Below are 15,802 nucleotides of genomic sequence, written 5' to 3'. Positions count from 1 at the left end.
AAAACAACCGATTTTACATGTTTTCGATATAATTTTACAGGAATCCAATTGAAAACGCTTTAAAAGGTTGAAAAAGTGAAGGATAAGCCGTTAAAATTGTATCCTCATTGGGCAAGTTATGTTCTAATATTTGAAATAGATTCGGCAATGTCGAGTGGGCTTTACCAATAACGCCAGGAAAAGGGGACTTTTACATGAGATTCAAAAAAACAATGGGAATCGGATTAACGGCTATGCTTGCGGCTGGTATGGTTGCGGGTTGCTCTGGCAATAACGGAAACTCAGGGGCTACAGCAGCGCCGACAGCAGCGCCGACGAATTCCTCAAGCGCTCCAGCGGACAAGGGCAACGAACCCGTTACATTGAAATGGGCATTGTGGGATTGGGAAGCAACCGCTTACTATGAGCCTCTTATTAAAGCGTATACAGAAGCTAACCCTCACGTAACGATTGAGTACGTGGATCTTGGCTCCACCGACTACATGACCATGCTCAGCACTCAACTGTCCGGCGGAGCGGATCTGGACGTTCTGACGATCAAAGATATTCCGGGTTACTCCAACCTGGTCAAGCAAAATCACCTGGAGCCGCTGAACGGCTTTATTGGCGAAAGCGGCATTGACACAGCGGCATATGGCGGTACGGTAGAGCAAATTCAAGTGAAAGACGAAGTATATGCGCTTCCTTTCCGCAGCGATTTCTGGCTGATCTACTACAACAAAGATCTCTTTGACAAAGCGGGCGTGCCTTATCCGACCAACGATATGACGTTCGATCAATATGAAGAGATTGCTAGAAAAGTAACTTCGGGCTCCGGCGCGGATAAGGTATACGGCGCGCATCACCACACTTGGCGCAGTGCTGTTCAATTGTTCGGCATTTTGGATGGCCAAAACACAGTAGTTGACGGCAAATACGATTTCCTGAAGCCGACTTACGAGCGCATTCTGAAGCTGCAGGATGACGGCATTATTATGGATTACGCAACATTGAAAACGTCCAGCACGCATTACTCCGGCGTGTTCTACAACAACTCCGTTGCAACGCTGAACATGGGCAGTTGGTTTATCGCAACGCAAATCGACAAAGTGAAAAGCGGCGAATCCGCCGCCGCCAACTGGGGTATCGTGAAATATCCGCATCCGGAAGGCGTGGAGCCGGGCACGACGCTGGGCACCATCACATCGCTGGCCGTTAACAAAAAGTCCGCCAAAAAAGATGCGGCTCTTGATTTCCTGAAGTTCGTGACAGGCGAAGAAGGCGCAACGGTTATCGCGTCCACCGGCACGATTCCCGCGATCAAAAACGACGAGGTTATCAGCTCGATCGCAAGCATCGATGGTTTCCCGACTGATGAAAACAGTAAAGAAGCTCTGAACACGTTCAAAACATACCTGGAAATGCCGATGCACGAAAAAAGCGCGGATATCGAAGTTATTTTGAACGAAAATCACGACAACATCATGACGAAAAACACAAGCATTGATAAAGGTTTGGAAGACATGAATAAACGCGTGGAGCTTGTATTGAGCAATTAGTGCCACGGAAACAGTGTTTTGTGAGGCGGGCGTTTGCCCGCCTCTTTCAAAATAAAGCAGCAGGCGGCTTGGCGTACGAGAAGGTTTGGAGGGAAAATCATGCAGAAAGAAACGACGCTGGCAACGGGAAAAAGCAACAAGCCGTTTATCACAAGAGGGATGAAGGATCATCTGGTGGCGTACAGCTTTATTGCGCCCAATTTTATCGGATTTGCCTTGTTTACGCTAGTGCCTATGATATTTGCGATTATATTGGCCTTTGTGAAATGGGACGGCTCCAATCCTATGAATTATGTCGGGATTGATAATTTTATAAGACTTATAAAGGACACTACCTTTCATAAAGCGCTTTGGAATACGGTTGTCTATACGATAGGAGTAGTGCCTTTGACGATGGCATGCGCGCTTGCGCTTGCTATCTTGCTTAATCAGAAGATTGTTGGACGTAATTTTATGAGAACGGCGTTTTTCTTCCCGTATGTGGCTTCTCTTGTAGCGGTTGCGGCGGTATGGAACTTTATCTTTAGTCCCACGATGGGACCGATCAACAATCTGTTGCATACCATCACCGGCATTCCTATTGAGGATCTCCCTCGTTGGGCGGCGGATAAAGACTGGGCCATGTTTACGGTTATCCTGTTTACCGTATGGAAAAACATGGGATATTATATGGTCATTTACTTGGCAGGGCTGCAGGGCGTTAATCCCGAGCTATACGAGGCTGCCGAGCTGGATGGCGCAAATGGCTGGAAGCGGTTCACTAATGTTACGATCCCGCAGCTGGCGCCGACAACCTTCTTTGTACTTATGATCCTGGTCATCAATTCGTTCAAAGTGTACGACATCTTCATCAACCTGTTTGCCGGAGCAGATAACCAGTTAAATGATTCCACAAGGGTACTGGTTTATCAAATCTATAATACCGCCTTCCGTTCGCTGGATTACGGCTACGCCAATGCCATGGCTCTCGTGTTGTTCCTGATTGTTATGGGCGTAACCATCGTTCAGTTCCGCGGCGAAAAAAGATACGGTCAATAGGAGGAGACAGAAGAGATGGTTGGATCAAAAAAGAAGTTCCACGCAGGCTGGATGACGCTCGCCTATATCGCGTTAATTGCCGTTGCCATATGCATGATTATTCCATATATCTGGATGCTGTCATCCTCGTTCAAGCTTAATAAGGATGTATTCTCCTTTCCGATGGTGTGGATACCGGACAACATCCGTTGGCAGAACTATGTGGACATTTGGACCCGCATACCGCTTGGCACGTTTATTATGAATACGGTCAAATTATCCGTCATCGTGACCTTGCTGCAATTGCTGACGTCCAGCTTCGCGGCTTACGCCTTTGCGAAGCTTCGCTTTAGAGGGAGAAACCTGCTTTTCCTCTCCTATATCGCAACAATCGCGATTCCTTGGCAAGCCTACATGGTGCCGCAATTCATCATGATGCGCGAGCTTGGCCTAAACAATACGCATCTTGCCATTATTTTCTTGCAAGCTTTCTCGGCATTCGGAGTATTTTTGATGCGGCAATTTTATCAAGGCATTCCGGATGAGCTTTGCGAAGCGGCAAGGATCGATGGTTTGAGCGAGTACGGCATTTGGGCGCGCCTGATGCTGCCGCTCTCCAAGCCGGCATTGTCTACACTGACGATTTTTACTTTCGTTACGACATGGAACGATTTCCTCGGACCGATGATTTATTTGACCAAAACCGAGCTTAAGACGATTCAGATCGGTCTGCGGATGTTCATCTCGCAATATTCGGCCGAATACGGACTCATTATGGCAGCCAGCGTCGTATCGATCATACCGGTATTGATTATATTCCTGGCTCTGCAAAAAAACTTTGTGCAGGGCGTTGCTTCTTCGGGAATCAAAGGCTAAGACTAGCGCATAAGATTGGATCGGCTGCAGGCATGCGGCCCGTCCAATCGTACGCGCATTTAAAAATTGCAGGTTGATGTATGCGCTTTCGTGAATGGAAAATACATAGCGAGGAAGTGGATTTCCTTTGACATCCATCAAAAAGTATACAGCCATATGGACGACAATTTGCATGATCGTCGTGCTGTTCGCTTCGATTGGTCCAACCAATGTGGCTCATGCGAATAGTAATGGCACAATTTTGTTTCAGGACGATTTTTCCGGCGCGTCCCTTTCTTCCGATTGGAGCATTCTCGCAGGTGCTTACAGCGTACAAAGCGGCATATTGAACGCAACCAATACCAATTCGACGATCGTTACGGGAGATGCGGCCTGGAAGGACTACACGGTAGAGAGCCAAGTCCGGATCAACGCCAATGGCGGATACGCCGGCATCGTGTTCCGGGCGCAGGACAACAGCAACAATTATTGGCTCCGGCTGTACAGGCCGGCATCGGGATCGACCCAGGTGCAGCTCATCAAGCGGGTGGGCGGCTCTGCCTCCGTCCTGGCATCCTCCAATCAGACCTTGTCGATTAACCAATGGTACAACCTCAAGGTTGTCGCGATCGGCAGCCTGATCCAGGGGTACCTGAACAATAGCAAGGTCGTTGAGTTTACGGACACTCAATTTGCGGCGGGCAAAATCGGCTTGCAAAACCTGAGTGGAACGATGTCGGCCGATAATGTGGTCGCGACCGAAATCAAAGCGACGTTGGAGGACGGCACGAAGCTGCCGGCATCCTACAATCCGGTCGTTGTCGCCACCCTGACGGGACAGCAACCGGCAATGCCGAATACGGTTAGCGGCAAGGCGTTCGACAATTCCGTTGTGGATCCCATATACGTAGACTGGAGTTTGCCGGCCAATGTCGACTATACGCAAGCCTTCGCCCCAGCGATCGAAGTAACGGGAACCGCTTATTTGAAGGTGGGAGCCGACGGGACGAGACACGATCTGGCGGAGCCCGTGAAGGCATACGTGGAGGTTGTGCCTCCCAATCTGAAATATTTTATCGATGCGGGCGCGGGAGTTCCTAGCATTTATAATGCCGTGAAGGCATTGACAGGGAATGACCTGCTAAACGAGTCCGGCAATGCGGTTTACAATTCGACATCCGGATGGGGGTATATCGCCCTTGCCAGCTCCGGAGCAAACAGCACTGTCATTAACAAATCGGAGCAACCCGATCTGGACAAAAACGCTACAGGCATCATGATCGACGGCGGCGATTCGCTGTCTACCTTGTCGTACAAGCTAGACGGTCTGGAAGGAGGCAAAAGCTATCGCTTTACCTCCTATCATCGTCTGTGGTGGAGCAACGAAATGCCAATCAAAATATCGATCAGCTACAATCTGGACGGAAAAAAGGTATCCAAAGTCGTCAATCGTCTACATCTGGATCACGCGGGTCATTCCAAGCTAATAACCTATGACATCGAGCTGCCGGATGGCGCCGCAGACGTAACTTACGTGCTGACGAACGCAGGCTCCTATACGGCAGGGCCGGGAGCGGGAAAAACAAATAAAAATGCGGCGATCAGTTGGCTTGCCGTGGAGGAGTTGACCGGCCCCGTTCAGCCCGTCACGTATTCATCGATAGGCGGTATGGCTGGAGAGAACACCGACGTCTGGTTTGATACGAACGGCGTTCCGATTCAGGCTCACGGCGGCCAAGTCATTTGGGTGGACCATGTATCGTGGAACGGCAATGAACCGACATATACGGACAATCCGGTCGACGGTGACGGTGCCTGGCTGTGGGTCGGCGAAGATAAAACCTACGGCGGCCGGCCGATTGGCGGCATTCATACGTATGTATCCAAGGATCTATACAACTGGGCAGACATGGGCGTTGCCCTTTATCCGCATCGCGTATTCCCAATGGAAAAAACGGCGAATGGCCAAGGCGTTCAGTTCAGCGACAGCCAGCTTGAGGCGTTGAAAGCCCGCGCGATGGGAACGGCAGGCTTTGGCACCAACGAACTGGGCGATCCTTTGTCCCAATTCGACATCGACTACGCCCGCGACTTCCTGCAGGCGTACGTCGACAATAATGCGCAACCTGGCTATAGCCGGAGCAATGACGGCGATTTCGACTATGCGGCTGCAACCTACGACGAAGCAAGCTTGAGATTGGCGTTTGACCGTACGTATGCTTATTACACCATTATGGAACGTCCGAAAATGCTGTACAACGACAAAACGAACCAATATGTCATTGTGTACCACGTCGACGGGCCAAGCGACGCGCGCATATTGGAGTTTTACGATACGCTCAAGAACGACCCGGCCTATGTTACCGCCGCCAGCCGGTACAGTCGCGCGCAGATGGGCTTTGCGGTATCGGACTCTCCGTTTGGTCCGTTTAAGCTGGTCAACGCGCAGAAAATGAACTACATCGAGGGTTATTACGACAGCAACAAAGGTATGGCCCGCGATATGACCGTATTCAAGGATGACGACGGCAAAGCGTATGCTATTTATTCCAGTGAAGAAAACAAATATACGTATATTTCATTATTGAACGACGAATTTACGGCGCCGATCAAGGACGGAACGGAAGGACTGGGCGAAACCTTTACGGCCCGTGTATTTACAGATACGAGCCGGGAGGCGCCAGCGGTATTTAAATATAACGGTTATTATTATTTCATTACGTCCGGCACAACGGGGTGGGATCCCAATCCTTCCATCGCCTATCGCGCCAATCATATTTTCGGCAATACGACGGACGGAGGCAGGACGTTTACGCCTTATACGAATCTGGGCAATCCGTTCCCGTACGACACGTCGAATACGTCGTATCGTACACAGTCGACGGCGGTCATTCCGTATGATCCCGAGAACGGCCTGTTCATCTATATGGGCGACCGCTGGATCCAACGTGCGTTGGAAACGTCCGGTTACGTATGGATTCCGATTCAGATTACGGCGAACGGAACCAAGATCGAAGGTCAGACGGTAAGCGACTGGAAGCTGGAATCGTTGGATGCGCTGGCGCCGTTGCAGGTGCTGCGAGACGGGGAACATACCGTCAAGCTGGGCGAAGCTCTGGAATTGCCCGCGACGCTTCATTTGAAGCAAGGCTCGACGATTTACGACAACGTGCCCGTAAGCTGGGATCCCGCAAGTCTGGCGTCGGCAAGCACGAAGCTTGGAACGGCTACGGTACAAGGCACGCTTGGAGGAAGCACTTCTCTGGCGGGCAATACGGTTAATTACGAGGTGTCGGTGACTCTGCCGGACCATATGCTTTATTTTGTCAGTCCGTCATCTGGAGAAGTGCCGCAATATACGCAGTTGGTCGGCGACTATACGGCCAGCACGGGCAAGCAGCTCCAGCATACCGTGGCAGAGCAAAGCTACGATCCACAGAATGGAAGAACATGGGGATACACCGGCACGAACAGCATACTCCGGACAAACAACACGGATATTTTCCAAAGCTTGCGCTATGTGAACACGACAAGCAGCCGGGATCTGACCTACAAATTTGATCTCGATGGGGGCGAATACAACGTCTACATCGGCTTCTACGACCCGTGGTTCTCGTCTTCCCAGTCGAATCGCGTTGCGAATACCGCCATCAACGGTACGACGGTGGAAACGGGAAGGATCATTACCGGCTCCTACGAGGCGGCGGCACACAAGGATATCGCGATGGACGAGGCCGGCACGATGGAAATCGTCGTTTCGCCTGCTAAGACCGGCAGCAATACCGACGTACAGCTCAGCTGGATCATCATCGCCAAGACGCAAGCGGATGCCGAGCCGGAAACGGACAAAACCGCGCTGGATGAGGCTATATTGAACGCGGAGGCGCTGCATGGCTCCGCAGTTGAAGGAACTCTGGCGGGACAATACCCGACAGGCTCTAAGGCGGTATTGTGGCAGGCCATTCTGGCCGCGAAAACGACGCGGAATAGTGAAACGGCGACTCAAGCCGAGGTGGATCAGGCGCTTCTGACATTAAACGCCGCCGTTGGGACGTTTCAATCGCTTGTGATCGCGCATGTGCCTGGCGATTTAAACGGTGACGGCAGGCTGGGCGTCGGCGATCTGGCCTTAATGACGTCACTCTACTACGGCAAGAATCAGGAAGGCGCCGATTGGGCTACTTACAAAAAAGCGGATCTGATCGATGACGGCGAGATCGATATCAAGGATCTGCGCAAGCTGGCGCAATGGATTCTGGGCAAGATTTAAGCACTATAGAAAGGGATGGTATCTATGAAAAGAAAAATATGGACGATCGGGCTGGCGCTCCTGCTGCTATGCTCCGTATGGCCTTCTGCGCTGTTCGCGGCGCCGTATGAGCCGGATTTCTACTTGAACGTATCCAAGGCCGAAGTCAGGGTCGGGGAGACGATCGAGGTGGAGATCGGCCTTCGCAATGCGCAGGAACTGGTGGCGTTTGAGTTAAATGTCAAGTTCGATCCATCCCTGTGGACGGCCGGCAGCGGCGCATTTACGACGAGTTTGACAGGCTTCAGCTCGCTGGTAAATACGGAACTGCTCCCCGGAGGCCAAGTGCGAGCAGTCTACTCAAAGCTCGGGGATGCGGCGGGAGAGAGCGGCAGCATTGTGCTGGGGACCGTCAAACTGACCGCCAAAGCGGTCGGCGAAGGAAACTTCACGCTGGACGCCATCAAGGTAGGTCAATCCAATGATCAATGGACGACCTATAAGCCGGCAACGGGTGCGAACGCGGTAATTGTCGGCAACGGAACGGGAGGAGGTGACGGGACTGGCGGCGGCAGTGGCAGTGGCAGTGGTACAACCCCCGATAACGAACCGATCATTACGGAAAAGTCCGTTATGGTGGGGGCGCCTTCGATCGTGGGCGGGACAGCGCAGGTCAAGCTAAATGCCAACCATATGCAGCGAGCGGTCGACCTGCTCAGCGGCCAAACACTGCGCATCGAGGTGCAGCCGGGAGTCGCGGCGAGCAAGGTGGAGGTGGAGTTCCCGCTGGCGCAAGTTCGCGGCGAAGCGGGACAAAAAGCCAAGAACATCGTCATCGACAGCGGCCTTGCGATTGTCACCCTTGACCGGGGGCTGATCGACGACGAATCCGCGTCCAATCTGCAGTTTTCAGTCCGCCGACTGGATGTATCGAGTTTGCCAGCGAATATCGGCGAGCAGGTGAATCCGGGAGACGCGGTGTACGATTTTGAGCTGCTGCTGGATGGACGCCCAATCCGCGCGTTTGGCGGGGGCGAAGTGACGGTAGAAGTGCCTTATACGCTGCGGCCGGGCGAAACGGCGGACAAAATCGTCATCTACTACGTAACGGATAGCGGCGAGCTGGAACTGGTCAAAAACGCCAGGTACAACCCGGCAACGGGAAAGGTAAAGTTTAGCCCGAAACACTTCAGCAAATATTTCCCTGCCTATGTGCACAAGACATTCGGAGATTTGGGCCAAGCGGCATGGGCGCGGTCGTACATTGAAGCGCTGGCGGCAAGGGACGCTGTAAACGGAGTCGGCAACGATGCCTTCCGGCCGAACGGTCAACTGACGCGGGCGCAGTTTATTACGATGCTGGTGCAACTGTTCGATCTGGAGGATGCGTCCGCTGCGGCTACGTTTAGCGACGTGCAAAAAGGCTCTTGGCATGATAAGGCCGTGGCGTCCGCGCAGAAGCTGGGCATCGCGCAAGGAAAACCGGACGGCAGCTTCGGGATAAACGACGCCATCAGCCGGCAAGACATGGCGGTCATGCTGTACCGGGCGTCCAAGGCGATGGGACTGGCATGGAGCCCAAGCGCGGAAGCGCCGGCGTTTGCGGATGCGGCCAGCATCGCCCCGTATGCCGTCGAAGCGGTAGCGGTTATGCAGGAGCAAGGCATTATAAACGGCATGGGCGAAAACAGCTTTGCCCCGCGGGGACTGTCGACCCGGGCGCAAGCTGCGGCCGTACTGTACAGGATGTTTGGACTGTAGAAGGATAAAACGATAGATCAGACAAAGAATGGGAGCAGAGAGATGACCATACAGAAGGAATGGGCACAAGAAGCATGGGAGCAGATTGTCGCAAAAGTATCAAGGACGAGCAAACGAATTGGAGATCGTTTCCCGCATGCGAGCGTAAACGGACAATATGTACTGGAGCCGGCCTATTGGTGGACGGCGGGTTTCTGGCCTGGTTTGCTATGGCTGGTTTACCGGGAAACCGGAGACGAAGCATTACGTGCGCTGGCTGAGAGCTGCGAGGCGCAGTTGGACGGGGTGATATCCGACTACTATCGACTGGATCACGATATGGGATTTATGTGGCAGCTCACTAGCGTTGCCCGCTACAAGCTGCTCGGCGAAGAGGAGTCGAAACGTCGGGCGTTGCTGGCGGCAAATCTGCTGAGCGCTCGGTTTAATATGAAGGGCCGCTACATTCGCGCCTGGAATCCTTGGAGACCGGGCGAGGACAATTCCGGCTGGGCAATCATCGACTGCGCGATGAACTTGCCGCTGCTGCACTGGGCAGCCGACATATCCGGCGATCCTCGCTACAAGCACGTGGCGATTGCGCATGCGGATACGGTACTGGACCATTTTATTCGGGAGGACGGCTCGGTTAATCATATTGTCATCTTCGACGCCGCAAGCGGCGAGAAGCTTGGCGTAAACGGCGGACAAGGTTATGCGGAAAATTCCGCCTGGTCGCGCGGCGCAGCTTGGGCCATCTACGGCATGGCGCTTAGCTACAAGCATACAGGAGACGAGCGTTACCTTCGGGCGGCGCAGCGCGTGGCGCATTTCTTTATCGCGAATCTGCCCGAGGACTATGTGCCCGTATGGGACTTCCGCATTCCCGACGACGTTACGCGCTATCGCGACAGCTCGGCTGGCGCCTGTGCGGCCTGCGGCTTGCTGTTGCTGGCTGAGCAGGTAGGTTCGGCGGAATCCGCGTTGTACCGCGAAGCGGGCGAGCGTATGCTGCATAGCCTGTACACCCGTTACGGGGCGTGGGACAACGCGGAAGAAGAAGGTTTGATTCTGCATGGCACCAGCCATTATCCGGAGAACAAAAATATTGACGTGCCGCTTATCTACGGAGATTACTACTTCGCGGAGGGCATCTCGCGACTGCTGAAGCACGGCGAGTTGTTTTGGTAGCAGCCCCCAGGGCCGCCCATTCGCCTGCCGCTTGCCCGCCAGCTCCATCTTGCTCCTCCTGCTTTTCTTTCATTTTTGGCAAGGAACGTCACTGGTATACGCTGGACTTCCACAGGTTGGATGGAGCCGCAGATAAACGGGTCGACGAAGAGGCAACCGGAAAGTATATAATAGAAGCGGAGTTTTATTTTCATTTTGTATAACGCTCGTAAGACAAAGCAAGACCAGGGGGAATGGAAGAGGATGATGACAGCAGCAAACGTAGGCACCGCTCATTCGGGAGAACGGGCATTTTGGCTGGAGAAGCTGGGACAGGTTGCCGGTCCTGTATTGAACGCGTTGGCCGAGCGGAGGCTAAAGGTTGACATGCCGGTTGAATGCAAGCCTGGCATGTCGGAGGATCGCGCCCAATTTACGCATCTGGAGGCGCTGGGCAGGCTGCTTGCCGGCATGGCGCCATGGCTGGAGCAGCCGGGCGGGGCAGAGGATGGAGCGGAAGAAGCGCTTCGTCTTCGTTATGCGGAACTGGCAAGAGCGGCCATTGATGCCGGCACGAATCCGGAATCGCCGGATTTCATGAACTTCTCGGAAGGCGGGCAGCCTATCGTTGACGCAGCATTTCTGTCGCAGGCGCTGCTGCGCGCTCCGGAAGAGCTGTGGCGGAAGCTGGATCCGGGCGTGCAGCGCAACGTGATCGCCGCATTGAAGGCGACGCGGACGCGCAAGCCCGGCTACAACAACTGGCTGCTGTTCTCCGCCCTTATCGAAGCGGCCCTGTTTGCGGCGGGCGAGTCCGACTGGGACCCGATGCGAATCGATTACGCGATCCGGCAGCATGAGCAATGGTACATGGGGGACGGCGCCTATGGCGACGGGCCGGATTTTCATTGGGACTATTACAACAGCTTCGTGATTCAGCCTATGCTGATCGACTTGCTGGAGACGATGCGGGGACAGGATGGGACATGGGATGACCTCCGCCTTGCAGCGCAGCGTCGGGCCCGACGCTACGCCGCCGTACAGGAGCGGTTTATCGGACCGGACGGCTCGTTCCCGCCAATCGGGCGCTCGCTCCCGTATCGCTGCGGAGCGTTTCACAGTCTCGCCCAGAGCGCGCTGCGCGGCGAGCTGCCGGAGGAGCTCTCTCCCGAAAGCGTGCGATGCGCGCTGACGGCCGTCATACGGCGTACGCTCGACGCGCCGGGAACCTTTACGCCGGAAGGCTGGCTCAAGATCGGCTTGGCGGGACATCAGCGGGAGATTGGCGAAAGTTACATTTCGACGGGCAGCTTGTATCTATGCGCGGTGGCGTTCCTTCCGCTCGGCCTGCCCGCTTCGCATCCTTTCTGGAGCGGCCCGGACGCGCCATGGACTTCGAAGAAGGTATGGAGCGGCGACGAAATTCCGATCGACACTGCCTTGAAATCGTAACAAGGGCATAATAGTCAATAGCCATTGCTAGCCTGCATCCGTCGATCCGTCGTCGGCATGCAGGCTTGTTTGTTAAATAATAGTAAGGTATGAGTTTTCTCTATACTTGACCTATCATTCTCGGAACGAAACGCGCCTCGCCGCGCCGAATAAAGCGGAAAAAACCGCTTTAATGAGCTGCGCGATGCGAGATCCGCAGAATAAAGCGGAAAACTCCGCTTTAATGAACCGTGCGGTGCGAGATCCGCAGAATAAAGCGGAAAACCCCGCTTTAATGAGCCGCGCGATGCGAGATCCGCAGAATAAAGCGGAAAACCCCGCTTTAATGAACCGTGCGGTGCGAGATCCGCGCTAACGCTCCAACTATCTGCGGAAGTGGCGGGTTTGATAGTTGTAGTTATGGGCTCTTCCGCCTCAAGCTATCGTTATCCGGCGGATACCGAATAACAGATCGTTTAAAGGATAATGAGGGGGAAGCAAATCTGAGTTGCGGCACACAAAAGTTGGCGCTAGCACGGAAAGGACAGTCAGGATGATCTACCCTGACGGTTTTACTTAGCGGGAGTAAAGTTTGAACGGATACGTTGCACAGACCGAGGTTCGACCTTGCTGCAGTAGACATCAGGTTCTGTAGTCGCACCGTTATTTTTACCGAAAATTTGTCCCTAGGCACTTGAAATCGGATGGGAAGTTGAGTATGATAAAAATGGTTGTTAGCACTAGAGGCTCACGAGTGCTAACGAATTAAAATCATGCGACAAATTTAGAAGGAGGCTATTTTCAATGATTAAACCTTTGGGTGAACGCGTATTGATCGAACCAATCGCGAAGGAAGAAACGACTGCAAGCGGCATCGTATTGCCGGATACGGCGAAGGAAAAGCCGCAAGAAGGCAAAGTCATCGCGGTAGGCAGCGGATCGCTGAAAGACGGCGTACGCGTTGCATTGGAAGTAAAAGAAGGCGACCGCGTTCTGTTCTCCAAATATGCGGGAACTGAAATCAAATACGAAGGCAAAGAGTATTTGATCATGAAGGAAAGCGACATCCATGCGATTTTCGGCTAAGAGAGCCGGGTTCCAATAAGATTTAGATTCCGTATACTTTATTCTAACCAATCGGGAGGTTAACGATTATGGCTAAAGAAATTAAATTCAGCGAAGACGCTCGCCGTTCCATGCTGCGCGGCGTTGACGCTCTTGCTAATGCAGTAAAAGTAACGCTTGGTCCTAAAGGCCGCAACGTGGTGCTCGAGAAGAAATTCGGCAGCCCGCTTATTACGAACGACGGCGTGTCCATCGCGAAGGAAATCGAGCTGGAAGATGCATTCGAAAACATGGGTGCACAACTGGTTAAAGAAGTAGCTACAAAAACAAACGACGTTGCCGGCGACGGCACGACGACTGCAACCGTTCTGGCTCAAGCGATGATTCGCGAAGGTCTTAAAAACGTAACAGCCGGCGCTAACCCTATGGTTATCCGCAAAGGCATCGAGAAAGCCGTTAAAGCGGCCGTAACGGAGCTCAAAGCGATCTCCAAGCCAATCGAAGGCAAACAATCCATTGCGCAAGTTGCTTCCATCTCCTCCGCTGACGAAGAAGTGGGCCAACTGATCGCGGAAGCAATGGAGAAAGTCGGCAACGACGGCGTTATCACTGTAGAAGAGTCCAAAGGCTTTAACACGGAGCTGGAAGTGGTTGAAGGCATGCAATTCGACCGCGGCTACATCTCCCCATACATGATCACGGACACGGACAAGATGGAAGCGGTGCTCGACAACCCTTACATCCTGATCACGGACAAAAAAATCACGAACATTCAAGAAATCCTGCCTGTCCTGGAGAAGGTTGTACAATCCGGCAAGCAGCTTCTGATCATCGCGGAAGACGTGGAAGGCGAAGCGCAAGCGACGCTGGTTCTGAACAAACTTCGCGGTACATTTACTTGCGTAGCGGTTAAAGCTCCTGGCTTCGGCGACCGTCGCAAAGCGATGCTGCAAGATATTGCTGCCCTCACTGGCGGCCAAGTGATTACGGAAGAGCTCGGCCTTGAGCTCAAAGGCACTACAGTAGAGCAACTGGGTTCTGCTCGCCAAGTTCGTATCACTAAAGAAAACACGATCATCGTGGAAGGCGCCGGCGACTCTGCCGACATCCTTGCCCGCGTAAACCAAATTCGCGTTCAATTGGAAGAAACAACTTCCGACTTCGACAAAGAGAAGCTGCAAGAGCGTCTGGCCAAGCTGGCTGGCGGCGTAGCGGTAATCAAAGTCGGCGCGGCTACTGAAACCGAATTGAAAGAGCGCAAGCTCCGCATCGAAGACGCCCTGAACTCCACTCGCGCAGCGGTGGAAGAAGGTATCGTATCCGGCGGCGGCACGGCTCTGGTTAACGTATACAAAGCGGTTGCAGCTGTTGAGGCTAATGGCGACGAGGCGACTGGCGTTAACATCGTCCTGCGCGCTCTGGAAGAGCCAATCCGCACAATCGCGGCAAACGCAGGCCAAGAAGGCTCCGTTATCGTTGAGCGTCTGAAAAACGAGCCAGTAGGCATCGGCTACAACGCGGCAACTGGCGAGTGGGTCAACATGTTCGACGCCGGTATCGTCGACCCTGCTAAAGTAACGCGTTCCGCACTGCAAAACGCTGCTTCCGTAGCGGCTATGTTCCTGACAACTGAGGCTGTCGTAGCCGACAAGCCTGAGCCGAAGGGCGCTGGCGGCGCAGGCATGCCTGACATGGGCGGCATGGGCGGTATGGGCGGAATGATGTGATGAAATCATTATCGAAGTAATTCGATGATGAGCGACCGCGCATTAGCGGTAGATTTCATCGCCGATGGAGCAGAGTACGCTCCATGCGGTAATCAAGCTTAAACATAGCTCCCCGTGGTCACATTTTGGTTACACAGCAAAAATTAGAGGTTTCGCATGAGTTCACCAAACTTTTGCGAAGCCTCTTTTTTGCGTGGTCCCATGAAGGTAAAGATTAAAGTGATGCAGGTCCTCAGAGATGCACTGTATGCTCTACAGGGTTCAGCATCATATATTGAGCCTCAGCCCGCATCTTCTGCAACTCTTCAATGTATTTATCCCCAACGCTCGTATTGACTTCTTCCAGCACTAATATGTACGCGTCGATTTTTATTATGGCTTCTTCAGGGCTCTCGATCTTGGTATAGGTGAGTCGTACTTTATTTTCTTCAAAACGTATGTCCGGTTCATTGAAGAGGCCTCGATGACCGTCTACGATGTTGTAGTACATGCTCTGTTTGATTCGTTTCAAGACACTATCTTGTACGGGTAGAGGAGAGGAATCATAGCTCTCTGCAGGAATCGCGCAGGCAATTGCAAGCATCAGAATGAAGAAAATAGCTATTCCAAGTGTTGCCCAAAGTTCCGCTACAAGTGAGAATTCACTGTCATTGAAGTAGAGTATACAGACTTTACCTACCAGGTATATGACAAGCATCTTAAGAAGGAAGAACCGGGGCTCACGTAAAAACTTCATGCTATTCGCTCCTTTTGGTTAGGCAGAAAAAGAGGCATAACCAGTCGGCTATACCTAATAACTAATCTCGAAAGGCGGTTTTGTTGCAAGAGTAATGAACTCTCTTGTTTGTCCCATATTTGCTTCCATAGGATTCGTAAGCGTTGAATACCAACTCTGTATTCCTTCACGATTGTCCCCTCGAAGAATGATAGATGATATCGATTTCCCCAATTTTATCATAGTAAATTAGTCTATATATGAAACTTAAAGTTTTCTTTATAATTCGACAGTG

The 15,802-nt window shown here is 52.7% G+C and carries 11 protein-coding genes; 10 read left to right on the top strand and 1 reads right to left on the bottom strand.

Going from position 1 to position 15,802, the window contains the following annotated elements; translation table 11 throughout:
* Positions 1 to 194 precede the first annotated feature (194 nt).
* The 10 genes from B1748_RS27340 (at position 195) to groL (ending at position 14,792) form a co-directional block, all read left to right on the top strand.
* Positions 195 to 1,538 (top strand): ABC transporter substrate-binding protein, encoded by a 1,344-nt coding sequence (locus B1748_RS27340; RefSeq protein WP_087571128.1) that lies wholly within the window; start codon positions 195 to 197, stop codon positions 1,536 to 1,538.
* Positions 1,539 to 1,637: 99 nt separating this feature from the next.
* The gene (locus tag B1748_RS27335; RefSeq protein WP_087571127.1) at positions 1,638 to 2,576 is read left to right on the top strand and encodes a carbohydrate ABC transporter permease; all 939 of its coding nucleotides are present in this window, start codon (positions 1,638 to 1,640) and stop codon (positions 2,574 to 2,576) included.
* A gap of 15 nt (positions 2,577 to 2,591) precedes the next feature.
* Positions 2,592 to 3,431 (top strand): carbohydrate ABC transporter permease, encoded by an 840-nt coding sequence (locus tag B1748_RS27330; protein WP_087571126.1) that lies wholly within the window; start codon positions 2,592 to 2,594, stop codon positions 3,429 to 3,431.
* Positions 3,432 to 3,558: 127 nt separating this feature from the next.
* Positions 3,559 to 7,680 (top strand): 3-keto-alpha-glucoside-1,2-lyase-like domain-containing protein, encoded by a 4,122-nt coding sequence (locus B1748_RS27325; RefSeq protein WP_087571125.1) that lies wholly within the window; start codon positions 3,559 to 3,561, stop codon positions 7,678 to 7,680.
* Between the two features lie 24 nt (positions 7,681 to 7,704).
* Complete coding sequence (locus B1748_RS27320) at positions 7,705 to 9,420, top strand: S-layer homology domain-containing protein (RefSeq protein ID WP_179215857.1); 1,716 nt, start codon at positions 7,705 to 7,707, stop codon at positions 9,418 to 9,420.
* A 42-nt stretch (positions 9,421 to 9,462) separates the two neighbouring features.
* Entirely contained in the window at positions 9,463 to 10,590 is a 1,128-nt protein-coding gene (locus B1748_RS27315) for a glycoside hydrolase family 88 protein (protein ID WP_087571123.1), read from the top strand.
* A 243-nt stretch (positions 10,591 to 10,833) separates the two neighbouring features.
* Positions 10,834 to 12,021, top strand: a complete 1,188-nt coding sequence (locus B1748_RS27310; RefSeq protein WP_256975961.1) for a DUF2264 domain-containing protein — start codon at positions 10,834 to 10,836, stop codon at positions 12,019 to 12,021.
* 106 nt (positions 12,022 to 12,127) lie between these two features.
* Positions 12,128 to 12,376 (top strand): hypothetical protein, encoded by a 249-nt coding sequence (locus B1748_RS27305; protein ID WP_087571122.1) that lies wholly within the window; start codon positions 12,128 to 12,130, stop codon positions 12,374 to 12,376.
* 428 nt (positions 12,377 to 12,804) lie between these two features.
* A complete protein-coding gene (gene groES / locus B1748_RS27300; RefSeq protein ID WP_087571121.1) occupies positions 12,805 to 13,086 on the top strand; it encodes a co-chaperone GroES in 282 nt (93 codons plus the stop codon).
* A 68-nt stretch (positions 13,087 to 13,154) separates the two neighbouring features.
* Positions 13,155 to 14,792, top strand: coding sequence for a chaperonin GroEL (gene groL, locus B1748_RS27295; RefSeq protein WP_087571120.1), 1,638 nt, complete (start codon positions 13,155 to 13,157; stop codon positions 14,790 to 14,792).
* 232 nt (positions 14,793 to 15,024) lie between these two features.
* Here the strand turns inward: groL and B1748_RS27290 are convergent, their stop codons facing one another.
* On the bottom strand, positions 15,025 to 15,528 hold the full coding sequence (locus B1748_RS27290; RefSeq protein ID WP_087571119.1) for a hypothetical protein: 504 nt from the start codon (positions 15,526 to 15,528) through the stop codon (positions 15,025 to 15,027).
* Positions 15,529 to 15,802: the final 274 nt, after the last annotated feature.

The sequence above is a fragment of the Paenibacillus sp. MY03 genome (genome assembly GCF_002165585.1).
GTDB classification, from domain to species: Bacteria; Bacillota; Bacilli; order Paenibacillales; family Paenibacillaceae; genus Pristimantibacillus; species Pristimantibacillus agaridevorans.
The sequence above is the reverse complement of the archived record's forward strand: the minus strand, read 5'-3'. Positions and strand labels throughout refer to the sequence as shown.

Coding starts and splice junctions, on each gene's coding strand:
- groES (WP_087571121.1), top strand. CDS start 12,805: ATGATTAAACCTTTGGGTGAACGCGTATTGATCGAACCAATCGCGAAG.
- B1748_RS27310 (WP_256975961.1), top strand. CDS start 10,834: ATGATGACAGCAGCAAACGTAGGCACCGCTCATTCGGGAGAACGGGCA.
- B1748_RS27335 (WP_087571127.1), top strand. CDS start 1,638: ATGCAGAAAGAAACGACGCTGGCAACGGGAAAAAGCAACAAGCCGTTT.
- B1748_RS27320 (WP_179215857.1), top strand. CDS start 7,705: ATGAAAAGAAAAATATGGACGATCGGGCTGGCGCTCCTGCTGCTATGC.
- B1748_RS27290 (WP_087571119.1), bottom strand. CDS start 15,528: ATGAAGTTTTTACGTGAGCCCCGGTTCTTCCTTCTTAAGATGCTTGTC.
- groL (WP_087571120.1), top strand. CDS start 13,155: ATGGCTAAAGAAATTAAATTCAGCGAAGACGCTCGCCGTTCCATGCTG.
- B1748_RS27340 (WP_087571128.1), top strand. CDS start 195: ATGAGATTCAAAAAAACAATGGGAATCGGATTAACGGCTATGCTTGCG.
- B1748_RS27315 (WP_087571123.1), top strand. CDS start 9,463: ATGACCATACAGAAGGAATGGGCACAAGAAGCATGGGAGCAGATTGTC.
- B1748_RS27330 (WP_087571126.1), top strand. CDS start 2,592: ATGGTTGGATCAAAAAAGAAGTTCCACGCAGGCTGGATGACGCTCGCC.